Source organism: Spirillospora sp. CA-294931 (assembly GCF_050946795.1).
Lineage (GTDB): Bacteria > Actinomycetota > Actinomycetes > Streptosporangiales > Streptosporangiaceae > Spirillospora.
The window spans coordinates 1,713,405-1,731,050 of the sequence record NZ_CP192006.1; the positions used below are offsets into that span (position 1 = coordinate 1,713,405).

The 17,646-nt window shown below is 72.7% G+C and carries 21 protein-coding genes; 19 read left to right on the plus strand and 2 right to left on the minus strand.

Going from position 1 to position 17,646, the window contains the following annotated elements; genetic code table 11:
• Positions 1-61: 61 nt before the first annotated feature.
• Genes ACQPY4_RS08045 through ACQPY4_RS08070 form a run of 6 tightly spaced genes read left to right on the plus strand, consistent with a single transcriptional unit; the run spans position 62 to position 6,598 of the window.
• The gene (locus ACQPY4_RS08045) at positions 62-1,177 is read left to right on the plus strand and encodes a pyridoxal-phosphate-dependent aminotransferase family protein (protein ID WP_433334012.1); all 1,116 of its coding nucleotides are present in this window, start codon (positions 62-64) and stop codon (positions 1,175-1,177) included.
• Between the two features lie 33 nt (positions 1,178-1,210).
• Entirely contained in the window at positions 1,211-2,140 is a 930-nt protein-coding gene (locus ACQPY4_RS08050) for a LysR family transcriptional regulator (RefSeq protein WP_433334014.1), read from the plus strand.
• A gap of 29 nt (positions 2,141-2,169) precedes the next feature.
• Entirely contained in the window at positions 2,170-4,569 is a 2,400-nt protein-coding gene (locus ACQPY4_RS08055) for a GcvT family protein (RefSeq protein ID WP_433334016.1), read from the plus strand.
• A 31-nt stretch (positions 4,570-4,600) separates the two neighbouring features.
• Entirely contained in the window at positions 4,601-5,449 is an 849-nt protein-coding gene (purU, locus tag ACQPY4_RS08060; protein ID WP_433334018.1) for a formyltetrahydrofolate deformylase, read from the plus strand.
• A gap of 53 nt (positions 5,450-5,502) precedes the next feature.
• The gene (locus ACQPY4_RS08065; RefSeq protein ID WP_433334020.1) at positions 5,503-6,108 is read left to right on the plus strand and encodes a DUF6286 domain-containing protein; all 606 of its coding nucleotides are present in this window, start codon (positions 5,503-5,505) and stop codon (positions 6,106-6,108) included.
• Position 6,109: 1 nt separating this feature from the next.
• A complete protein-coding gene (locus ACQPY4_RS08070; protein WP_433334022.1) occupies positions 6,110-6,598 on the plus strand; it encodes a hypothetical protein in 489 nt (162 codons plus the stop codon).
• A gap of 54 nt (positions 6,599-6,652) precedes the next feature.
• On the opposite strand, the gene ACQPY4_RS08075 is transcribed toward ACQPY4_RS08070, so the two are convergent.
• Positions 6,653-8,020, minus strand: a complete 1,368-nt coding sequence (locus tag ACQPY4_RS08075; protein ID WP_433334024.1) for a cation:dicarboxylate symporter family transporter — start codon at positions 8,018-8,020, stop codon at positions 6,653-6,655.
• Between the two features lie 102 nt (positions 8,021-8,122).
• Between ACQPY4_RS08075 and ACQPY4_RS08080 the strand changes: the two genes are divergently transcribed.
• From ACQPY4_RS08080 to ACQPY4_RS08140, 13 genes are all read left to right on the plus strand, one after another.
• Positions 8,123-9,709, plus strand: a complete 1,587-nt coding sequence (locus ACQPY4_RS08080) for a sensor histidine kinase (RefSeq protein ID WP_433338856.1) — start codon at positions 8,123-8,125, stop codon at positions 9,707-9,709.
• A 91-nt stretch (positions 9,710-9,800) separates the two neighbouring features.
• Positions 9,801-10,481, plus strand: a complete 681-nt coding sequence (locus tag ACQPY4_RS08085; protein ID WP_433334026.1) for a response regulator — start codon at positions 9,801-9,803, stop codon at positions 10,479-10,481.
• A gap of 145 nt (positions 10,482-10,626) precedes the next feature.
• Complete coding sequence (locus tag ACQPY4_RS08090; protein ID WP_433334028.1) at positions 10,627-10,971, plus strand: hypothetical protein; 345 nt, start codon at positions 10,627-10,629, stop codon at positions 10,969-10,971.
• A 133-nt stretch (positions 10,972-11,104) separates the two neighbouring features.
• Positions 11,105-11,653 carry an Asp23/Gls24 family envelope stress response protein gene (locus ACQPY4_RS08095; RefSeq protein ID WP_433334030.1) on the plus strand — a complete coding sequence of 183 codons (549 nt, stop codon included), beginning with the start codon at positions 11,105-11,107 and terminating at the stop codon, positions 11,651-11,653.
• Positions 11,650-11,961 carry a hypothetical protein gene (locus ACQPY4_RS08100; RefSeq protein ID WP_433334032.1) on the plus strand — a complete coding sequence of 104 codons (312 nt, stop codon included), beginning with the start codon at positions 11,650-11,652 and terminating at the stop codon, positions 11,959-11,961. The genes ACQPY4_RS08095 and ACQPY4_RS08100 overlap by 4 nt, the downstream gene beginning before the upstream one ends.
• The gene (locus ACQPY4_RS08105; RefSeq protein ID WP_433334034.1) at positions 11,954-12,175 is read left to right on the plus strand and encodes a hypothetical protein; all 222 of its coding nucleotides are present in this window, start codon (positions 11,954-11,956) and stop codon (positions 12,173-12,175) included. The genes ACQPY4_RS08100 and ACQPY4_RS08105 overlap by 8 nt, the downstream gene beginning before the upstream one ends.
• Positions 12,176-12,187: 12 nt before the next feature.
• Positions 12,188-12,397, plus strand: a complete 210-nt coding sequence (locus ACQPY4_RS08110; protein WP_433334035.1) for a hypothetical protein — start codon at positions 12,188-12,190, stop codon at positions 12,395-12,397.
• Positions 12,394-12,774 (plus strand): Asp23/Gls24 family envelope stress response protein, encoded by a 381-nt coding sequence (locus ACQPY4_RS08115; protein ID WP_433334037.1) that lies wholly within the window; start codon positions 12,394-12,396, stop codon positions 12,772-12,774. The genes ACQPY4_RS08110 and ACQPY4_RS08115 overlap by 4 nt, the downstream gene beginning before the upstream one ends.
• Positions 12,771-13,406, plus strand: a complete 636-nt coding sequence (locus ACQPY4_RS08120) for a DUF6286 domain-containing protein (RefSeq protein ID WP_433334039.1) — start codon at positions 12,771-12,773, stop codon at positions 13,404-13,406. Before ACQPY4_RS08115 ends, ACQPY4_RS08120 begins: the two co-directional genes overlap by 4 nt.
• Positions 13,406-13,984 (plus strand): alkaline shock response membrane anchor protein AmaP, encoded by a 579-nt coding sequence (gene amaP / locus ACQPY4_RS08125; protein WP_433334041.1) that lies wholly within the window; start codon positions 13,406-13,408, stop codon positions 13,982-13,984. The genes ACQPY4_RS08120 and amaP overlap by 1 nt, the downstream gene beginning before the upstream one ends.
• 51 nt (positions 13,985-14,035) lie before the next feature.
• The gene (locus ACQPY4_RS08130) at positions 14,036-14,836 is read left to right on the plus strand and encodes a maleylpyruvate isomerase family mycothiol-dependent enzyme (protein WP_433334043.1); all 801 of its coding nucleotides are present in this window, start codon (positions 14,036-14,038) and stop codon (positions 14,834-14,836) included.
• A 324-nt stretch (positions 14,837-15,160) separates the two neighbouring features.
• Positions 15,161-16,324 (plus strand): thiolase family protein, encoded by a 1,164-nt coding sequence (locus ACQPY4_RS08135; protein WP_433334045.1) that lies wholly within the window; start codon positions 15,161-15,163, stop codon positions 16,322-16,324.
• Between the two features lie 13 nt (positions 16,325-16,337).
• Positions 16,338-16,784, plus strand: coding sequence for a winged helix-turn-helix transcriptional regulator (locus ACQPY4_RS08140; RefSeq protein WP_433334047.1), 447 nt, complete (start codon positions 16,338-16,340; stop codon positions 16,782-16,784).
• Here the strand turns inward: ACQPY4_RS08140 and ACQPY4_RS08145 are convergent.
• The gene (locus ACQPY4_RS08145; RefSeq protein ID WP_433334049.1) at positions 16,752-17,642 is read right to left on the minus strand and encodes a LysR family transcriptional regulator; all 891 of its coding nucleotides are present in this window, start codon (positions 17,640-17,642) and stop codon (positions 16,752-16,754) included. The two genes, ACQPY4_RS08140 and ACQPY4_RS08145, sit on opposite strands and share 33 nt — an antisense overlap.
• Positions 17,643-17,646 lie beyond the last annotated feature (4 nt).

Genomic DNA, 17,646 nt, shown 5'->3' on the forward strand with positions numbered 1-17,646 from the left:
ATGGAGGCTATGAGGAAACGGGCTCTACCTGGAATGCCGCCCGGTGGTTAGCGTCGCTGGCGTGGACGACGAACTCATCCTCCTGAACCCGGGCCCGGCGTGCACCTCGCACCGGGTCACCCGAGCGCTGCTGCGCGGCGACCTGTGCCATCGCGAGCCGGAGTTCGGCGAGCTGCTGGCCCGGATCCGCTCGGCCCTGCCGCCCGCGCTGGGCCTGCCCGAGCACGAGGCGCTGCTGGTGACCGGCTCGGGCACCGCCGCGATGGAGATGGCCGTGATCAGCTCGGTCCGGGCGGGCCGCTCGATCCTGGTCGTGGACAACGGCGTCTACGGCGACCGGCTGCTCAGGATCGCCCGCGCCAACGGGATCACCGCGCACACGGTGCGTCCCGAGGGCCAGAGCGACCTGGAGCGCTGGACGACGCCGATCGACCCCGAGGCCGTCCGGGCGGCGCTGGCCGCGCACCCGGACGTGGACGCCGTCGCGGTCGTCCACCACGAGACGACGACCGGTCTGATCAACCCGATCCGGGAGATCGGCGCGATCGTCGCCGAGTCGGACGCGCTGCTGGTCGTGGACGCGATCAGCGGCACCGGCAACGAGGACCAGGACCTCGGCGAGGTCGGTGCCGACATCGTGTGCGGGACCGCGAACAAGGGCCTGCACGGGCTGCCCGGCATCGCGTTCATCCTGTGCTCACCCGGGGGCGTCGAGCGGATCCAGGAGGTGCCGGCGCGCAGCCTCTACCTGAACGCGGCGTCCTATCTGAAGGGGCAGCGGGACGGGAACGTCCCGTTCACCCCTGCGGTGCAGGTCTGTTACGCGCTGGACGAGGCGCTCAAGGAGTACGCGGAGGCGGGCGGCTTCGCGGGCCGGACCCGCCTCTACCGCGAGCGCGCGGCCCTGGTGCGCGGGCAGCTCGGCCGGCTGGGGCTGAAGGTGCTGGTCGAGCCCGCTTTCCGGGCGAACTCGGTGACGATGATTCACCTCCCGGACGGCGTGACGTACCCCCGGCTTCACGATGAGCTCAAGAAGCGGGGATATGTCATTTATGCGGGTCAAGGCTCCCTTTCATCCCACTTCTTCCGGATTTGTACGATGGGCGAGATTCCCTGGCATCGGCTCGAAGAACTCGAGGCCGCCCTGGACCAGTCGATCACGGCCGCCCGCGCCTGATCGGCCCCATCGCATCCGACGAGGAGCCCCGCCATGCAGCTCAACCTCTACCGTCTCTGGATCTTCATGACGGTGGTCGAGGAGGGCGGGTTCTCCGCCGCCGCGAGCAAGCTCTACCTGAGCCAGCCCTCGGTCTCCAACCAGGTGCGGCAGCTGGAGCAGTCGCTGCGGACCACGCTGATCGACCGGTCGGGCGCGCGGATCAGGCTCACCCCCGAGGGCGAGGTGCTGCTGGCCTACGCGCGGCGGGTGTTCCTGCTGGCCGACGAGGCCGTCACCGCGATCCGGCAGGTCTCGGGGCTCCAGAGCGGGACGCTGGTGGCCGGGGGGTCGACCACCGTCGGCACCTACCTGCTCCCGCCCCTGCTGGCCGCCTTCCGCGAGCGCCACCCCGGCATCGACGTGGGCATCTTCGTCGGCAACGCCGAGCAACTGGAGAAGCGCCTGGTGGACGGCGAGGTCGGCGTCGCGGTGTTCGCCGGGGTGCCCAAGGCGCCGCAGCTCGACAGCGAGCCGATCCTGGAGGACCGGGTCGTCCTGATCACCCCGCCCGACCACCCGCTGGCCGCCGAGCCGACCGTCGAGCCCGAGCGCCTGTCCGGCGAGCGGTTCCTGCTGCGCGAGCCCGGTTCGGCCACCCGGGCCGTCCAGGAGGAGGCGCTGCGCGACTGGGGTCTCCAGGACGCCGTCCAGGCCGAGATCTGGGGCCCGGAGACGATCAAGCAGGCCGTCGCGGCCGGGCTCGGGATCTCCCTGGTCTCCGAGCACTGCGTCGAGAGCGAGCTGGCCCACCGCCAGCTGGCCGTCCTGCCGGTGACGCCCGCGCCGTCGCCGCGCCCGATCGTCCTGGCCCACCGCCGCGACCGCCTGCTCGGCCCGGCCGAGCAGGAGTTCATCAAGCTGCTGAAGGCGGTGCCCGCCTGGCCCGCCCGCCGGTCCCTGCGGGCCGTCACCGCCCGCTGAGACACCCCCCGAGCACGGAGGAACGTTCAATGGTGCCCGCGCGCGCCCGGATTGTGATCATCGGCGGCGGCATCGTCGGTTGCAGCACGGCCTACCACCTGGCCTCCCTCGGGGAGACCGACGTGGTGGTGCTGGAGCGGGGACGGCTGTCGTGCGGCACCACCTGGCACGCGGCCGGGCTCGTCGGGCAGCTGCGCAGCACCGAGAACATGACCCGGCTGATCCGCTCCTCGACCGAGCTGTACGAGCGGCTGGAGGCCGACACCGGGTTCGGGACGGGCTGGAAGCGCACGGGCTCGGTCTCGGTGGCCCGCACGCCCGAGCGGATGGTCCAACTGCGGCGCACGGCGGCGTCCGCCCGGTCCTACGGGGTCGAGGCGGAGATCGTCTCGGCGCGGGAGGCGGGCGAGCTGTGGCCGGTGATGCGGACCGACGACCTCGTGGGCGCCGTCTGGCTCCCCGGGGACGGCAAGGCCAACCCGTCCGACCTGACGCAGGCGCTCGCGCGCGGGGCGTCGCAGCGCGGCGTCCGGGTGCTGGAACGCACCAAGGTGACGGGGATCGACGTCCGGGACGGCGCCGTCCACCGGGTGCGCACCGACGCGGGCGACATCGAGTGCGAGATCGTCGTCAACTGCGCCGGGCAGTGGGCGCGCGAGATCGGGCGGATGGCGGGCGCGACCGTCCCGCTGCACTCGGCCGAGCACTACTACGTCGTGACCGAGCGGATCGACGGCGTCCACCCCGACCTGCCGGTGCTGCGCGACCCCGACGGCTACACCTACTTCAAGGAGGAGGTCGGCGGGCTGGTCGTCGGCGGGTTCGAGCCCGACGCCAAGCCCTGGGGGATGGACGGCATCCCCGACCCCTTCGAGTTCGCGCTCCTGCCCGAGGACTGGGACCAGTTCGCGATCCTGATGGAGAACGCGATCCAGCGCGTCCCCGCGCTCGACCACACCGGCGTCCGCAAGTTCTACAACGGGCCCGAGAGCTTCACCCCGGACAACAACTTCCTGCTCGGCGCGTGCCCCGAGGTCCGCGGCCTGTTCGTGGGGGCGGGGTTCAACTCGGCCGGGATCGCCTCGGCGGGCGGCGCGGGCCGGGCGCTGGCCGAGTGGATCGTCGCGGGCGAGCCCGAGATGGACCTGTGGCCGGTGGACGTCCGCAGGTTCGCGCGCTGGGCCGACAACGGCGCCTGGTTGCACGACCGGGTCAAGGAGGTCCTCGGCCTGCACTACGCCATGGCCTGGCCCAACCGGGAGCTCGACACCGCCCGGCCCCTGCGGCGCTCGCCCGTCCACCACCTGCTGCGCGACTCCGGGGCCCGCTTCGGCTCCAAGATGGGCTGGGAGCGGGTCAACCACTTCGGGCCCGCGCCCGAGTACTCCTTCGAGCGGCAGAACTGGCACGACGCCGTCGGCGCCGAGGTCGGGGCCACCCGCGAAGACCTGGCCCTGTTCGACCAGACGTCCTTCTCCAAGTTCACCGTGAAGGGCCCCGGCGCCGAGCGCGCGCTCCAGTGGCTGTGCGCCAACGACGTCGCCGTGGAACCCGGACGCGTCGTCTACACGGGGCTGCTCAACGACCGGGGCGGCTACGAGTCCGACCTGACCGTGACCCGGGTAGCGCAGGACGAGTACCTCGTCGTCACCGGGTCGGCCCAGACCACCCGCGACCTCGACTACCTGGGCAGGAACCTCGGCGAGGGCTGCGCCCTGGTGGACGTCACCAGCGCGTACGCGGTGTTCGGCCTGATGGGGCCGCGCTCGCGCGAGGCGCTGTCGGGGCTGTCGGCGTCCGACCTGTCCAACGAGGGGTTCCCGTTCGGCACCAGCCGCCTGATCGACCTCGGGTACGCCACCGTCCGGGCCACCCGGGTCACCTACGTGGGTGAGCTGGGCTGGGAGCTGTACGTCCCGGCCGAGTTCGCCGTCACCGTCTACGAGACCCTGCTCGGCCAGAAGCCCGTCCAGGCGGGCTACTACGCCATCGAGTCGATGCGTATCGAGAAGGGCTACCGCGCCTGGGGACGCGAGCTGACCCCCGACCACACCCCCGTCGAGGCCGGGCTCACGTTCGCCTGCAAGCGCGGCGTGCCCTATCGGGGCCGGGACGCCGTCGAGAGGCAGCGCGAGCAGGGCGTCCGGCGTAAGCTCGTATCGCTCGTGCTGGACGACCCGAAGGCCCAGTTGTGGGGCGGTGAGCTGCTCCTTCGCGACGGCGAGCCGGCGGGCTCGATCACCTCGGCGGCGTACGGCCACACGCTGGGCGGCGCGGTCGCGCTGGGGTACGTCCGGGGGGACGGCGCCGTCGACCGGGCCTACCTCACCGGCGCCGAGTACGAGGTCGAGGCGGCCGGGGAGCGTTTCGGCGCCACCGTCCACCTGCGGGCCCCGTATGACCCGGAGTCGTCCCGCGTCAGGGCGTGACCCTCCGAGCTTTCGACCGAGGTGGGGAATTGTGACCGAATACGTTTTGACGCTCTCGTGCCCCGATCGTCCCGGCATCGTGGCCGCCGTCTCGGGGCTGCTGGCCGAGCGCGGCTGCAACATCCTGGAGAGCCAGCAGTTCGGCGACCGCGACGCGGGCCGGTTCTTCATGCGGGTGCAGTTCGCCGGGCTGCCCGACACCGACCCCGACGAGCTGCGCGGCTCGTTCGCCGCCGTCGGCGCCGAGCTGGGCCTGGACTGGGCGCTGCACGACACCGCCGCCCGCCCCCGCGTGCTGATCATGGTTTCGAGGAGCGGCCACTGCCTGAACGACCTGCTCTACCGGCAGCGCTCCGGCCTGCTCGACATCGACGTCGTGGGCGTCGCGTCCAACCACCCCGACCTGCGGCCGCTCACCCAGTCCTACGGCATCGACTACCACCACCTGCCCGTGCCGCCCGGCGCCAGGGCCGCGCAGGAGGCCGAGGTGCTCACGCTGGTGCAGCACTACGAGGCCGACCTGGTCGTCCTGGCCCGCTACATGCAGATCCTCTCGGACGACTTCTGCGCCAAGCTGCCCGGCCGGGTGATCAACATCCATCACTCGTTCCTGCCGAGCTTCAAGGGCGCCCGGCCCTACCAGCAGGCCCACGACCGGGGCGTGAAGCTGATCGGCGCCACCGCGCACTACGTCACCGCCGACCTGGACGAGGGGCCGATCATCGAGCAGGAGGTCGCCCGGGTCGACCACACCCACAGCCCGGACGCCCTGATGGCCATGGGCCGCGACCTGGAGTGCCTGGCGCTGGCACGGGCCGTCCGGTGGCACGCCGAGCACCGCGTCCTGCTCAACGGCGACCGCACCGTCGTCTTCCGCTGACACGCCCGGCCCCCGCTCTGGTTTTCACATAACGCGATCTTCCATCACCATGAGTGACGAGGCCCGCATCCGTGCCGATCTTCGCGGAGGTGGTGGTGATGGGCGAGACGGTGATCGAGGAGTGGATCGGCGACGCGCACTCCCGCCGCCGGGCCCGCCGCGCGCTGCGCCCCCGGCGCCGTCCGGCCACGCTGCTCGCCGCCGTCCTGGTCACCGCGATCGGGGGCCTGGCGATGGCGGCACTGCTGCTGGACGTCCCGCCCCGCGCCGACGCGTTCCTGCGCCGCACCGCGTGGGACGATCCGGCCGTGCTCGCCGCCGCCGCGGGGCTCGCGCTGACGGGGCTGCTGCTCGTCCTGGCGTCCCTGCCGCTCCGGCCCCGCACGCTGGCCCTGCACACCACCGACCCGCGCCTGGCGGCCTCGGTCCGCCGCTCCCACGCGCGCGCCGCGCTCGTGGCCGCCGCCCGGAACGTTCCCGGCATCACCCGGGCGCGGGTCCGGCTGCGCCGCCGCGTCACCGTCCGCGCCGCCACGCTCTACCGCAACCCCGCGAACCTCCCCGACATGGTCCGCACCGCCGTGACCGTCCGCCTCGCCGCACTCGGCCTGGCGCGCGAGCGGCGCGTGCGCGTCCGGCTGACCTGGCGGAAGGACTGACATGCGCACCGCCACCGCACTGACGGGCCTGCTCCTGCTGGCCTGCGGCGCCTTCGCGCTGGCCCTCGGGCTGGGAGTTCTCGGCCAGTCCGCCGCGAAGCGCCCCCTGCCCGCCCCCGGCGACCACTGGTGGGCCTGGCCCGCGGCGACGGCCCTGACCTTGGTCGGCCTGCTCTGGCTGGCCCTGGAGGCCCGCGCGGTCTTCCGCCGCTACCGTCCCGCCCTCGACGGCCCCACCCGCATGGTCACCCGAGCCGCCGCGGGCGACCTCATCACCGACGCCCGCCGCCTGCCGGGCGTCCGCGACCTCAAGCTCCGCCTCACCGGCACCGCCGCCCGTCCCCGCCTGCTCCTGGACGTCACCTGCGCCCCCGGCGCCCCGCTCGCGGACATCTACACCACGCTCGCCCGAGGCCCGGTGCCTCGGTACCGCACCACCACCGACCTCCAGGCCCTCACCGTCGTCATCCGCTTCCAGCTCTCCAGCTGACCGCGGGTCCGCCGGTGCCCGTGCGGGGCGGGCACCGGCGGAGTCTGGGGGCGGTCAGGCGCCGGCGGTCTCCTTTTGGAGGCTGGTCGGCGGCGCTTGGGGGACGTCGTCCAGCAGGGTGGCCTCGTTGAACGGGTCCTGGCCGCTGAGGACGCGCTGGGCGCGCGCCGTGTCGAACTCGCGGGTCCAGGTGCCGACCAGCACGGTGGCCACGGCGTTCCCGGCGAAGTTGGTCAGGGCGCGGGCCTCGGACATGAAGCGGTCGATGCCGATGATGAAGCCGACGCCGTCCACCAGTTCGGGCTTGTGCGACTGGAGGCCGCCCGCGAGCGTCGCCAGGCCCGCGCCGCTGACCCCGGCGGCGCCCTTCGAGGCGATGATCATGAAGATCAGCAGGGAGATCTGCGAGCCGATCGAGAGCGGGGCGTCCTGCGCCGAGGCGATGAACAGGGTCGCCATCGTGAGGTAGATCGCCGTGCCGTCCAGGTTGAAGGAGTAACCGGTCGGGACGGTGATGCCGACGACGGGCTTGCTGACGCCCAGGTGCTCCATCTTGGCGATCAGCCGGGGAAGCGCCGACTCCGACGACGAGGTCGACAGGATCAGCAGGAACTCGCGGGCCAGGTAGCGCAGCAGGGTCAGGATGTTCATCCGCGCCCCGAACCACAGGACGGCGCCCAGGACGACGAAGACGAAGACCGCGCAGGTGATGTAGAAGCCCAGCATGATCACCGCCAGGCTGCGCAGCGCCGACCAGCCGGTTTCGCCGACCACGGCGGCGATGGCGCCGAAAGCGCCGACGGGCGCCGCCCACATGATCATGGAAAGGATGCGGAACACCCAGCGCTGGACGTGCTCGACGCCGCGCCTGATCGGCTCGCCCGCCGGGCCGAGCTGCTGGAGCGCGAACCCGGCCAGCAGCGCGACCACCAGGGTCTGCAGGACCTCGCCCTCGGTCAGCGACGAGACCAGCGTCTTGGGGATCATCCCGAGCAGGAAGTCGGCGGTGCCCTCGCCGCCCTTGGCCTCGGCGTGCGCCTTGGCGGCCGACTCGGCGGTGAGGTGCATGCCCTCGCCCGGGTGCAGCAGGTTGCCGACGATCAGGCCGATGGTCAGCGCGAACGTCGACATCACCGTGAAGTAGACCAGCGCGATCAGGCCGACCCTGCCGACCTTGGCGGCGTTGGCGACCGAGCCGATGCCCAGCACGATCGTGCAGAAGATGATCGGCGAGATCATCATCTTGATCAGGTTGACGAAGCCCGTGCCCAGCGGCTTGAGCTCCTTGGCGAAGTCGGGGGCGGCGAAGCCCACCAGGACGCCGAGGACGACCGCCGCGATCACCGCGACGTACAGGTAGTGGACGCGGTCCTTGCGCTTGGGTTCCGGTGGCGCGTCGTCCGTGCGGGGGGTGGCTGTCACGGGTCGTCTCCTCGTCCGGCCGCTGAATCTCCAGGTCCGAGAGGGACTATTCGCGAGTCTGTGACCGGGGTCACCCTTGTGTACGTTTTGTTCGTGAACGAAATGAGGGGCTGGAGCATCGCCCGGCAGCTCCTGGCGTTGCAGGTCGCGGTGGTCGTCCTGCTGGTGGCCGCCGGGGCGGTGCTGGCCTACCTGGACGCCGGGCGCGCCGCCGAGGAACGCGCGCGGGAACAGGTGGCGGGCGTGGCGGCCACACTGGCCGCCGCGCCGGACGTGCGGACGGCGCTCGTCTCGTCCGACCCGAGCCGGGTCCTGCAGCCGTTCGCCGAACGGGTCCGCGCGGGGGCGCGGGTCGACTTCATCACGATCATGAGCCCGGCCGGGAAGCGCTACACGCATCCCGATCCGCGCCGGATCGGCCAGGACTTCCTCGGCAACACCGCGCCCGCGCTGGCCGGACGGCCGTTCACCGAGACCTACACCGGGACGCTCGGCGAGTCGGTCCGGCGGGTCGTGCCGGTGTTCGACGACCGGGGACGGGTGCTCGGGCTGGTCGCGGTCGGGATCACGGTGCGGGCGATCTCCGCCGGGCTGCGCGAGCGGCTCGTCCCGCTGGCGGGCGTGGCGGGCGGGGTGCTGCTGGCCGGGATCGCGGGCAGCGCGCTGATCGGCGCGCGGCTGCGGCGCCAGACGCGCGGGGTCGCCCCGGGCGAGCTGCGCGGCATGTTCGACTACTACGAGGCGATCCTGCACGCCGTCCGCGAGGGGCTGGTGCTCGTCGGCCGGGACGGCCGCGTGGTGCTGTGCAACGACGCCGCGCGCGAGCTGCTCGACCTGGCGGACGAGCCGCGCGGGCGTCCGGTGGACGACCTCGGCCTGGCCGCCGAGCTGGCCTCGGCGCTGGCGTCGGACGAGCCGCGCGCCGACGAGATCCATGTCAGCGACACCCGGGTGCTGGTGGTCAACTCCGTCCCGGTCAGGTCGCGGGGCCGCGCGATGGGCACGGCGGTCACCCTGCGCGACCACACCGAGCTCCAGGCGCTGATGGGCGAGCTCGACACGGTGCGCGGGTTCGCCGAGTCGCTGCGCGCGCAGGCGCACGAGGCGGCCAACCGGCTGCACACCGTGGTGTCGCTGGTCGAGCTGGGACGTCCGGCCCAGGCCGTCGACTTCGCCACCGCCGAGCTGGAGACGGCGCAGCGCCTGACCGACCGGGTGGTGGGCGCGGTGAGCGAGCCGGTGCTGGCCGCGCTGCTGCTGGGCAAGTCGGCCGAGGCCGCCGAGCGCGGCGTCGACCTGGTCATTACCGAGGACACCGCGATCGACGACGGCGCGATCGACCATCGCGACCTGGTGACCATCCTCGGCAACCTGATCGACAACGCGCTGGACGCCGCGATCGAGGGCGCGGCCGAGCGCTCCCCGAGGGTCGAGGTGACCGCGCGGGCCGACGACGGCGAGCTGCTGCTGCGCGTCTCCGACTCCGGCCCCGGCATGGACCCCGAAGACGTCCCGCTGGCGTTCCGGCGCGGCTGGACGACCAAGCCGCCGTCCGGGCCGTCCGGGCACGGCCTGGGCCTGGCCCTGGTCGGCCGCGCCGTCCGGCGCCACGCCGGAACGATCGACGTGGGACGGGAAGCGGGCGCGGTCGTCACCGTCCGCGTCCCGAGCAACGGGGGAGGGCGATGACGCGCATGTCAGTGGGTGGTGCAGCGTCGGCGATGTCGCGGTGTGTCTGCTCGCCGTCCGCGCGGCGGCGTGGCGGGGGAGGGGGTGGGCGGTGATCAGGGTGTTGGTGGTGGAGGACGATCCGGTGGCGGCTGAGGCGCACCGGCGGTATGTCGAGCGTGTGCCGGGCTTTGAGGTGGCGGGGGTCGCGCATTCGGGGGCCGAGGCGCTGCGGTTCTGCGAGCGGCATGAGCTCGACGTCGTGCTGCTCGACTTCTACCTGCCCGACACGCACGGGCTCAAGGTGTGCCGGGCGTTGCGGGCCAAGGGCGTTCCGGTGGACGTCATCGCCGTCACCTCGGCGCGCGATCTGGCGGTGATCCGGTCGGCGGTGTCGGCGGGCGTCGTCCAGTACCTGCTCAAGCCGTTCACGTTCGCCTCGCTGCGCGACAAGCTGGAGTCCTATCGCAGGTTCCGGGAGCAGGCGCAGGGCACGGGCGAGGTGGCGGGCCAGGAGGACGTCGACGGGATGCTGGCCGAGCTGCGCGCGTCCGACCGGCGCTCGCTGCCGAAGGGGATGAGCGAGGAGACACTGAGGGCCGTCACCCGCGCGCTGGGCGAGGCGTCCGAGGGGCTGTCGGCGGCGGCCGCCGCGTCGCTCACGGGGGTGTCCCGGGTGACCGCGCGCAGGTATCTGGAATACCTCGCGGACAACGGGCTGGCGCGGCGCCGTCCGCATTATGGGCAGGTGGGGCGTCCGGAAGTCCGCTTTTATTCGCTGGCGAACGGGTAGGGATCGGTGAGTACGTCTCCACAGCGCCAACAAATGGGGGATTGTCGTGAGCAACATGGGCAACGAGAGCGAAATGGGCCGGCGGCCCGGCGATGACCCTGACCGCGACGAGCAGGGACGGGAACGTTCCATGGAGGAAGGCTCCATGGGGAGCCAGGACATGGGCGGCCAGGGCATGAGCGGCGAGGCCATGGGCTCGGGCCAGGGAATGGGCGAGGAGCGCATGGGCGACGACTCCATGCGCTCGGGCCAGGACATGGGCGCGCAGGGTATGGGCGGCGGCCGTGACCAGGACATGGGCGGCGTGGGCAGCCAGGGGCAGGACCAGGGCATGCGCGAGCAGCGCGACGAGTCCGACGCCATGAGCGGCTCCTCGGATCGCGAGAGCGGCATGCAGGACTCGCAGGACGAGCCCGGCCGCGAGGGCAACACCGACGCCATGTCCAAGATGCGTGACATGTACAACCAGGGTCAGCGCGACCAGGGCTAGAAAGGTCCGCGCGTGCTCCGGTCGGTCATGTCCAGGCAAAGCGGTATTGACCTGCTTATTGTCCGGAATGGTGATTTTGGGTGGCGCACGCTGAGCATCAATTGCTCACCACCGATACGTCAGGGGGGATGGCGTGAGCCACGGAAACGGACAGGCATCGACCAAGGACAGGCCGACCGGGGCAATGCCGAGCCAGTCGGCGGGCCCGGTCAAGGAGAACGTCGGCCACAGCACCGGGTCCGGCCTTGAGAAGGCCGGCGGCGCCGGCAGCGAGCTGGTGACGCCCGAGGGCCGCACCAAGATCGCCGACGGGGTCGTCGCGAAGATCGCGGGCATGGCCGCGCGTGACATCGGCGGCGTCCACGCGATGGGCGCCGGAATGGCCCGGCGCATGGGCTCGGTCAAGGAAAGGCTTCCCGGGGGCATGGGCGGCCAGAACGTCATGCAGGGCGTCGCCGTCCAGGTGGGCGAGCGCCAGGCCGCCATCGACATCGACCTGGTCGTGGAGTACGGGGCCGCCATCCCGCAGCTCGCGCAGGCCGTCCGCTCGAACGTGATCAAGGAGGTCGAGCACGCCTGCGGCCTTGAGGTCGTCGAGGTGAACATCACGGTGGACGACATCCACGTCCCCGGTGAGACCGACGACTCCGAGGAAGAGCCGTCCGAGCCGCGCGTGCGATGACCGCCGACGCCCCGGCCGAGGTCAGCCCGGCGGAACTGGCGGAGCGGATCGCCGACAAGGTCGGTGCCGTCCCCGATGTGGCGGGCCTGACGGCCGGGCCGCGCGGGCGCGTGGTGACCTATCGCGTCGGACGTCCCGTGGTGGGCGTCGCCGTCCGCGACGACGCCGTCGAGGTGGGCGTGGTGGCCCGGCAGGGCGGCAGGCTCGCCGACGTCGGGGACGCCGTCCGCGCGGTCGTGGGCCCGATGGCCGGGGGCCGGACGGTCGACGTCCTGATCGGCGACATCGAGGGCGAGGCGGATGGCTGAGCCTCGCGGGGACCGGGCGGCGTTCCGGGCGTGGGTGCGCGCGCACCACCCGGACGCCGGCGGCGACCCCGAGGAGTTCGCCGCGGGGCTGGAGCGCATGAGGGCGCCCCGGCCGGGGGCCGCCCCGGTCGTCGTCGTCCGGCGCCGCCGAGGCCCGATCGCCGTGTACTGCCGGTGGCGCGAGCGCCGCCGCCGGGCGCGGCTCCTGCTCTGAAGGGGGAAGAGGATGAACGGAAAAGTGTGGTCGATGACGGGGCTGGCCTTCGGGACGGCCCTGGGGTTCGCGGGCGCGTTCGGCGGGTTCGGCGCCTTCGTGCTGGTGCTGCTGGTCGGCGTCCTGGGCTTCCTGGCCGGACGCGTCGTCGAGGGTGAGCTCGACCTGGGCGAGGTCTTCGCCTCGTTCAGCGGCAAGGGCGCGCAGAAGAGGCCGATGTGACGGCGGGAGATCCGCCGGGGGAGCGCGGCACGACCACGATCGCCGAGCGGGTCGTGGCGCGCATCACCCGGGAGGCCGTGGACGAGACCGCCGACGCGGGCGGCCTCGACAAGAAGATGCTCGGCGTGCAGGTGCCCGGTGGCGGCCGGGCCGCCCGCACCGACGTGCGGATCGAGGGGAGCGTCGTCACCGCCCGGGTGCGGATGTCGATCGCCTATCCGGCGCCGGTGCGCGAGACGGCGCACCGCGTCCGTGACCACGTGCGCGAGCGCGTGGAGTCGATGACGGGGCTGAGCGTCCGCAACGTCGACATCGACGTCGCGGAGCTGGAACGTCCCGAACCGGAGCGGGCGGGCCGCAGGGCGGTGGTGGCATGACCACGCACGCCGGTCCGATGACGCACACGCCGTCGCGCCCGAGCAGGGCGGAGACCAACGCCGTTCCCAAGACCCGCTCGGCCGGACGGGCCGCGCGCCGCGCGTTCGGCTCGCGGCGGGTGTGGCCCGCGCTGGTGGCCGCGCTGCTGCTGACGGCGGCGGGCGTGCTCACGGCCATCGAGGTGATCTCGTCGCTGGCCGACTCGCCCGCGCGCCTGGTCGACTACCCGAGGGTGACCTCGTGGGCCGTCGACACGCCCTGGGACGACTGGTGGGTGCGCACGATCGCCGCGGCGATGGCGCTGCTGGGCCTGGTCTTCCTGCTCGGCGGGCTGTTCCGGGGACGCTCGCGGGTGATCCCGCTGCGCGGCGACAGCCGCGACCTGATGATGGGCGTGACGCCGAACGGGCTCAAGACCGTGGTGTCCAAGGCCGCCGAGGAGGTCGACGGCGTCACCGGCAGCGGTGTGAAGCTGCGCCGCCGCAAGGTGGTGGTGGCCGCGCGGACCGCGATGCGCGAGCCCGGCGACCTGCGCAAGCGCGTGAAGGAGGCCGTCCGGGAGCGGCTGGACGAGGTCGATCCGATGCCCCGCCGCCGCGTCGCCGTCAAGGTCAAGACCGGGGAGGGCTGATGGATCGCCATGCCGCACGGATCAACCGCTTCGGCCTGACGGTGACCGGGCTGCTCCTGCTCGCCGCGGGCGGGGCGGCCCTGGCCCTCGGCCTGGGCGCCTGGGGTGACCGGCGCAGGTCCGAGCCCGTCCTGGCCGACCGGACGCGCGACTTCGCCGCCGACAACTCCTGGTTCTGGCCCGCGGTGGCTGCCGCCGCCGTGGTGGTCGCGCTGTTCGGGCTGACCTGGCTGCTCGCGCAGGGCCGCTCGGAGCGCATCCGGGGGCTGTCGCTGGAGTCCGACGATCGGGAGGGCGCGACCAACCTGTCGGGCAAGGCGCTGGCCGAGGCGCTGGAGGCCGAGATCGAGGACTTCCCCGGTGTCCGGCGCGCGAAGGCCCGCCTGCTCGGGACGTCGCAGCGGCCCCGGCTCAAGATCAACGTTTCCTATGGTCACAGCGCCGACCTGTCGGCGCTGCGCCGCCATATCGCCGACAACGCGATGGCGCATGTGCGGACCGCGCTGGAACGCGATTCGGTGCCCACGGCCGTCCGGCTCCGGCTGGTGGCCAAGGACGAGGAGCGCACCGTCGCCTGACTTGTAAGCCGTCACTTGTCGGGTGGGCCTCCCGCATGCCAATTTCGGGGGATGAAACCTGAGATGGCGGCGAACGTCGCGGCGTATGAGCACACCGTGCGGGCGACGATCGCGCTTGCCGAGGACTTCACGGCCGACGACTGGAAGACGCCGACCGAGTGCCCGGGGTGGAGCGTCCAGGACGTCGTCGCGCATCTGGCGACGGTGGAGCTGCTGCTGCTGGGCGAGGACCCCGGGCGCGGGCACGAGATGGGGCCCATGCCCGCGCATGTGCGCAGCGACTTCGGCGCGATGCTGGAGGTCGGCATCGACGCGCGGCGCGGCTGGGCCGGGCCGGACGTGGCGGCCGAGCTCGGCGTCGCGCTGGAGCGCAGGCTGGCGGCGCTGCCCGGGCTGGATCCGGACGAGATGACGACCGCACCGACCGGGGAGCCGGTGCCCTACTGGCACTTCATGACCTTCCGCGCCTTCGACTGCTGGGCCCATGAGCAGGACATCCGGCGGGCGATCGGGCGTCCGGGCAACCTCGACTCGCCCGGCGCCGACTGCGCGCGCCGGTTGCTGCGGCCCGCGCTGCCCAGGGTCGTGGGCAAGCGTGCCGCGACGGGGCAGACGGTGGTCTTCGACGTGGGCGACCCGGTGCCGTTCCGCTCGCGGATCCGGGTCGGGGACGACGGGCGGGCCGCCGAGGTCGAGGCCGGGGACGACGCCACCGCCACGCTCACCATGGGCTGGGAGGTCTTCCTGCGGCTGGCAGCCGGGCGTTGCGCGCCCGGCGAGGTCGAGGTTGCGGTGGAGGGCGACGGTGACCTGGCCGGACGCGTCCTGGCGAACATGGCCGTCACCCCCTGACTTGGTGACTCCTTTGGGGGATATTGAGCGGCTCGATCCTTAAAAGTGCGGGTCGCTGGGCTAGTGTCCGAAGTAACCGCACTGTCGTCGAGGGTTGGGAGGTTCGCTTGCCTGACAATCCAGGAACCGGCGGCTCCATCGCGGAGCCCTTCGACGTACGGGGGGATATGACGGACAACGGCAGTACGGGCCCCTTCCACTGAGTGGCCCGAACGCCTCGGGGGCCGTGGTTACGCGGCTCCCGAGTTTACGGACCAGTGAGTTGTGTTTTCCAACTTAGTGGCGCACACTGGGGTGGAGGAACCAACCAAGGAGGTCTGTCCGATGCGGGACGCGGTGATCGTCGAAGCGGTACGGACGCCGGTGGGCAAGGGCAAACCGGGCGGCGCGCTGCACGAGGAGCATCCGGTCGACCTGCTGGCCCGCACCCTGAAGACGCTGGTCGAGCGGGCGGGCATCGACCCCGCCCTGGTGGACGACGTCATCGGCGGCGTGGTCACCCAGGTCGGCGACCAGTCGGTCAACCTCACCCGCTCGGCGGTGCTGGCGGCCGGGCTCCCCCAGAGCGTGCCCGCCATGACCGTCGACCGGCAGTGCGGCTCGTCCCAGCAGGCCGTGCACATCGCGGCCCAGGGCGTCCAGAGCGGCGCCTACGACATCGCGATCGCCTGCGGCGTCGAGTCGATGTCCCGCGTGCCGATGGGCTCCAACGTCCTGCCGGGCACCGACCCGTTCGGCCCCGGGATGCACGGACGCTACCCCGAAGGGCTCGTCGGGCAGGGCATCAGCGCCGAGCTGATCGCCGCCCGCTGGAAGCTCTCCCGCGAGGACCTGGACGCCTACGCCACCGAATCGCACCGCCGCGCCGCCGCGGCCTGGACGAACGGCGAGTTCGACCGCGAGGTGGCCTGGACGGGCGTCCGGGACGAGACGGTCCGTCCCACCACGACCACCGAGATCCTGGCCGGGCTGAAGCCCGCGTACTACGACGCCGCCATCGCCGAGCGCTTCCCCGAGATCGACTGGCGGGTGACGGCGGGCAACGCCTCGCCCATCAACGACGGCGCCGCCGCCGTGCTGATCATGGGCGCGGACATCGCCGAACGCCTCGGCCTGCGTCCCCGCGCGCGCTTCCACGCGTTCACCGTCGTGGGCGACGACCCGCTGCTGATGCTCACCGCGATCGTCCCGGCCACCGAGAAGGTGATGCGCCGGGCGGGCCTCGACCTGGCCGACATCGACCTGTTCGAGGTCAACGAGGCGTTCGCCTCGGTCGTGCTGGCCTGGAGCCACGAGACCGGAGCCGATCTGGCCAAGGTCAACGTCAGGGGCGGCGCGATCGCCATCGGCCATCCGCTGGGCGCCAGCGGCGCCCGGCTGATGACCACGCTCCTGCACGCCCTGGAGGACCGCGACGGCCGCTTCGGTCTCCAGACCATGTGCGAGGCGGGCGGCCTGGCCAACGCCACCATCATCGAGCGACTCTGATTAAGCTGCGCACATGCCCAAGAACGCGGACCCGCGAGCATGCTCCATCGCCGACGCCCTCGAACTGGTGGGCGAGCGATGGTCGCTGCTCGCGATCCGCGAGATCCTGCACGGGGTCCGCCGCTTCGACGGCATCGCCCGCAACACCGGTGCCTCGCGCGACATCCTCACCGCACGCCTGCGCAAGCTGGAGTCGGTCGGCGTCATCCGCCGCGAGCTCTACAGCGCCCACCCGCCGCGCTTCGAGTACCACCTGACCGAGTCGGGACGCGAGCTGAGCGACGTCCTGGCCATGCTGATGAAGTGGGGCGACCGCCACCTCAACCCCGACGACCCGCCGGTGCGGTGGTGGCACTCGTGCGGCGAGGTCCTCGAACCTGTCGTCGTCTGCGCCCACTGCGGCAAGCCCGCCCGCGAGGGCGCGCACTCACCGTTCGGGCGAGGCGTCATTCCGGCGTAGGAGCATGTCGACGAGCGTCCGGGCGGCCGCCGACGGGGTGTGGCCCCGGGGGAGCGCGGCGGTGATCGTGAAGGTCAGCTCCGGCTCGACCAGCGGGACGAAACGGACGTCCGGCTCGGTGTGATGGAGCCCGGCGCCCATCACGGCCGGGCCCAGGCCCTGGGCTGCCAGCTCCAGCATCAGCGTCACGTCCCCGACCTCCATCCCGGTTCGGCGGGTGAGCCCGGCGGCGGCGAACGCCTCGTCCAGCATCAGCCGGATGCCCCAGCCGGGCGGAAAGTCCACCAGCACCTCGTCGGCCAGGTCGGCCAGGCGCACCGCGTCCAGCCGGGCGAAGCGGTGGCCGGGCGCGCACGCCACCATGAGGCGGCGGCTGAGCAACGGCACCATCTCCAGGTCCGGCGGCGGGTGCGGGAGGCCGACGAAGGCGACGTCCAGCGCGCCCTCGCGGACCATATCGGCGAGCCCGGTGGTGGACGAGTGCCGCATCAGCAGCTCGACCCCCGGGTGGGCGGCGCGGAACTCGGCCAGCACCGGCGGCAGGTCCAGGCCGCGCATGCTCTGCAGGACGCCGATGCGCAGCCGCCCGCGCAGCAGCCCCTGCACCGAGGCCACCGAGTCGCGCGCGGCCTCGGCCGCGGCGAGCACCTGGTGCGCCTCGGCGAGCAGGGCCCGTCCGGCCTCGGTCAGCGCCACCCGGCGGGTGCTGCGGGTGAACAGCTCGGCCCGCAGCTCGCGCTCCAGCGAGCGGATCGAGGCCGACAGGGCCGACTGCGCGATCCGCACCCGCGCCGCCGCCCGGGTGAAGTGGCACTCCTCGGCCACGGCCACGAAGTGCTCAAGCTGGCGCAGCTCCATTAAT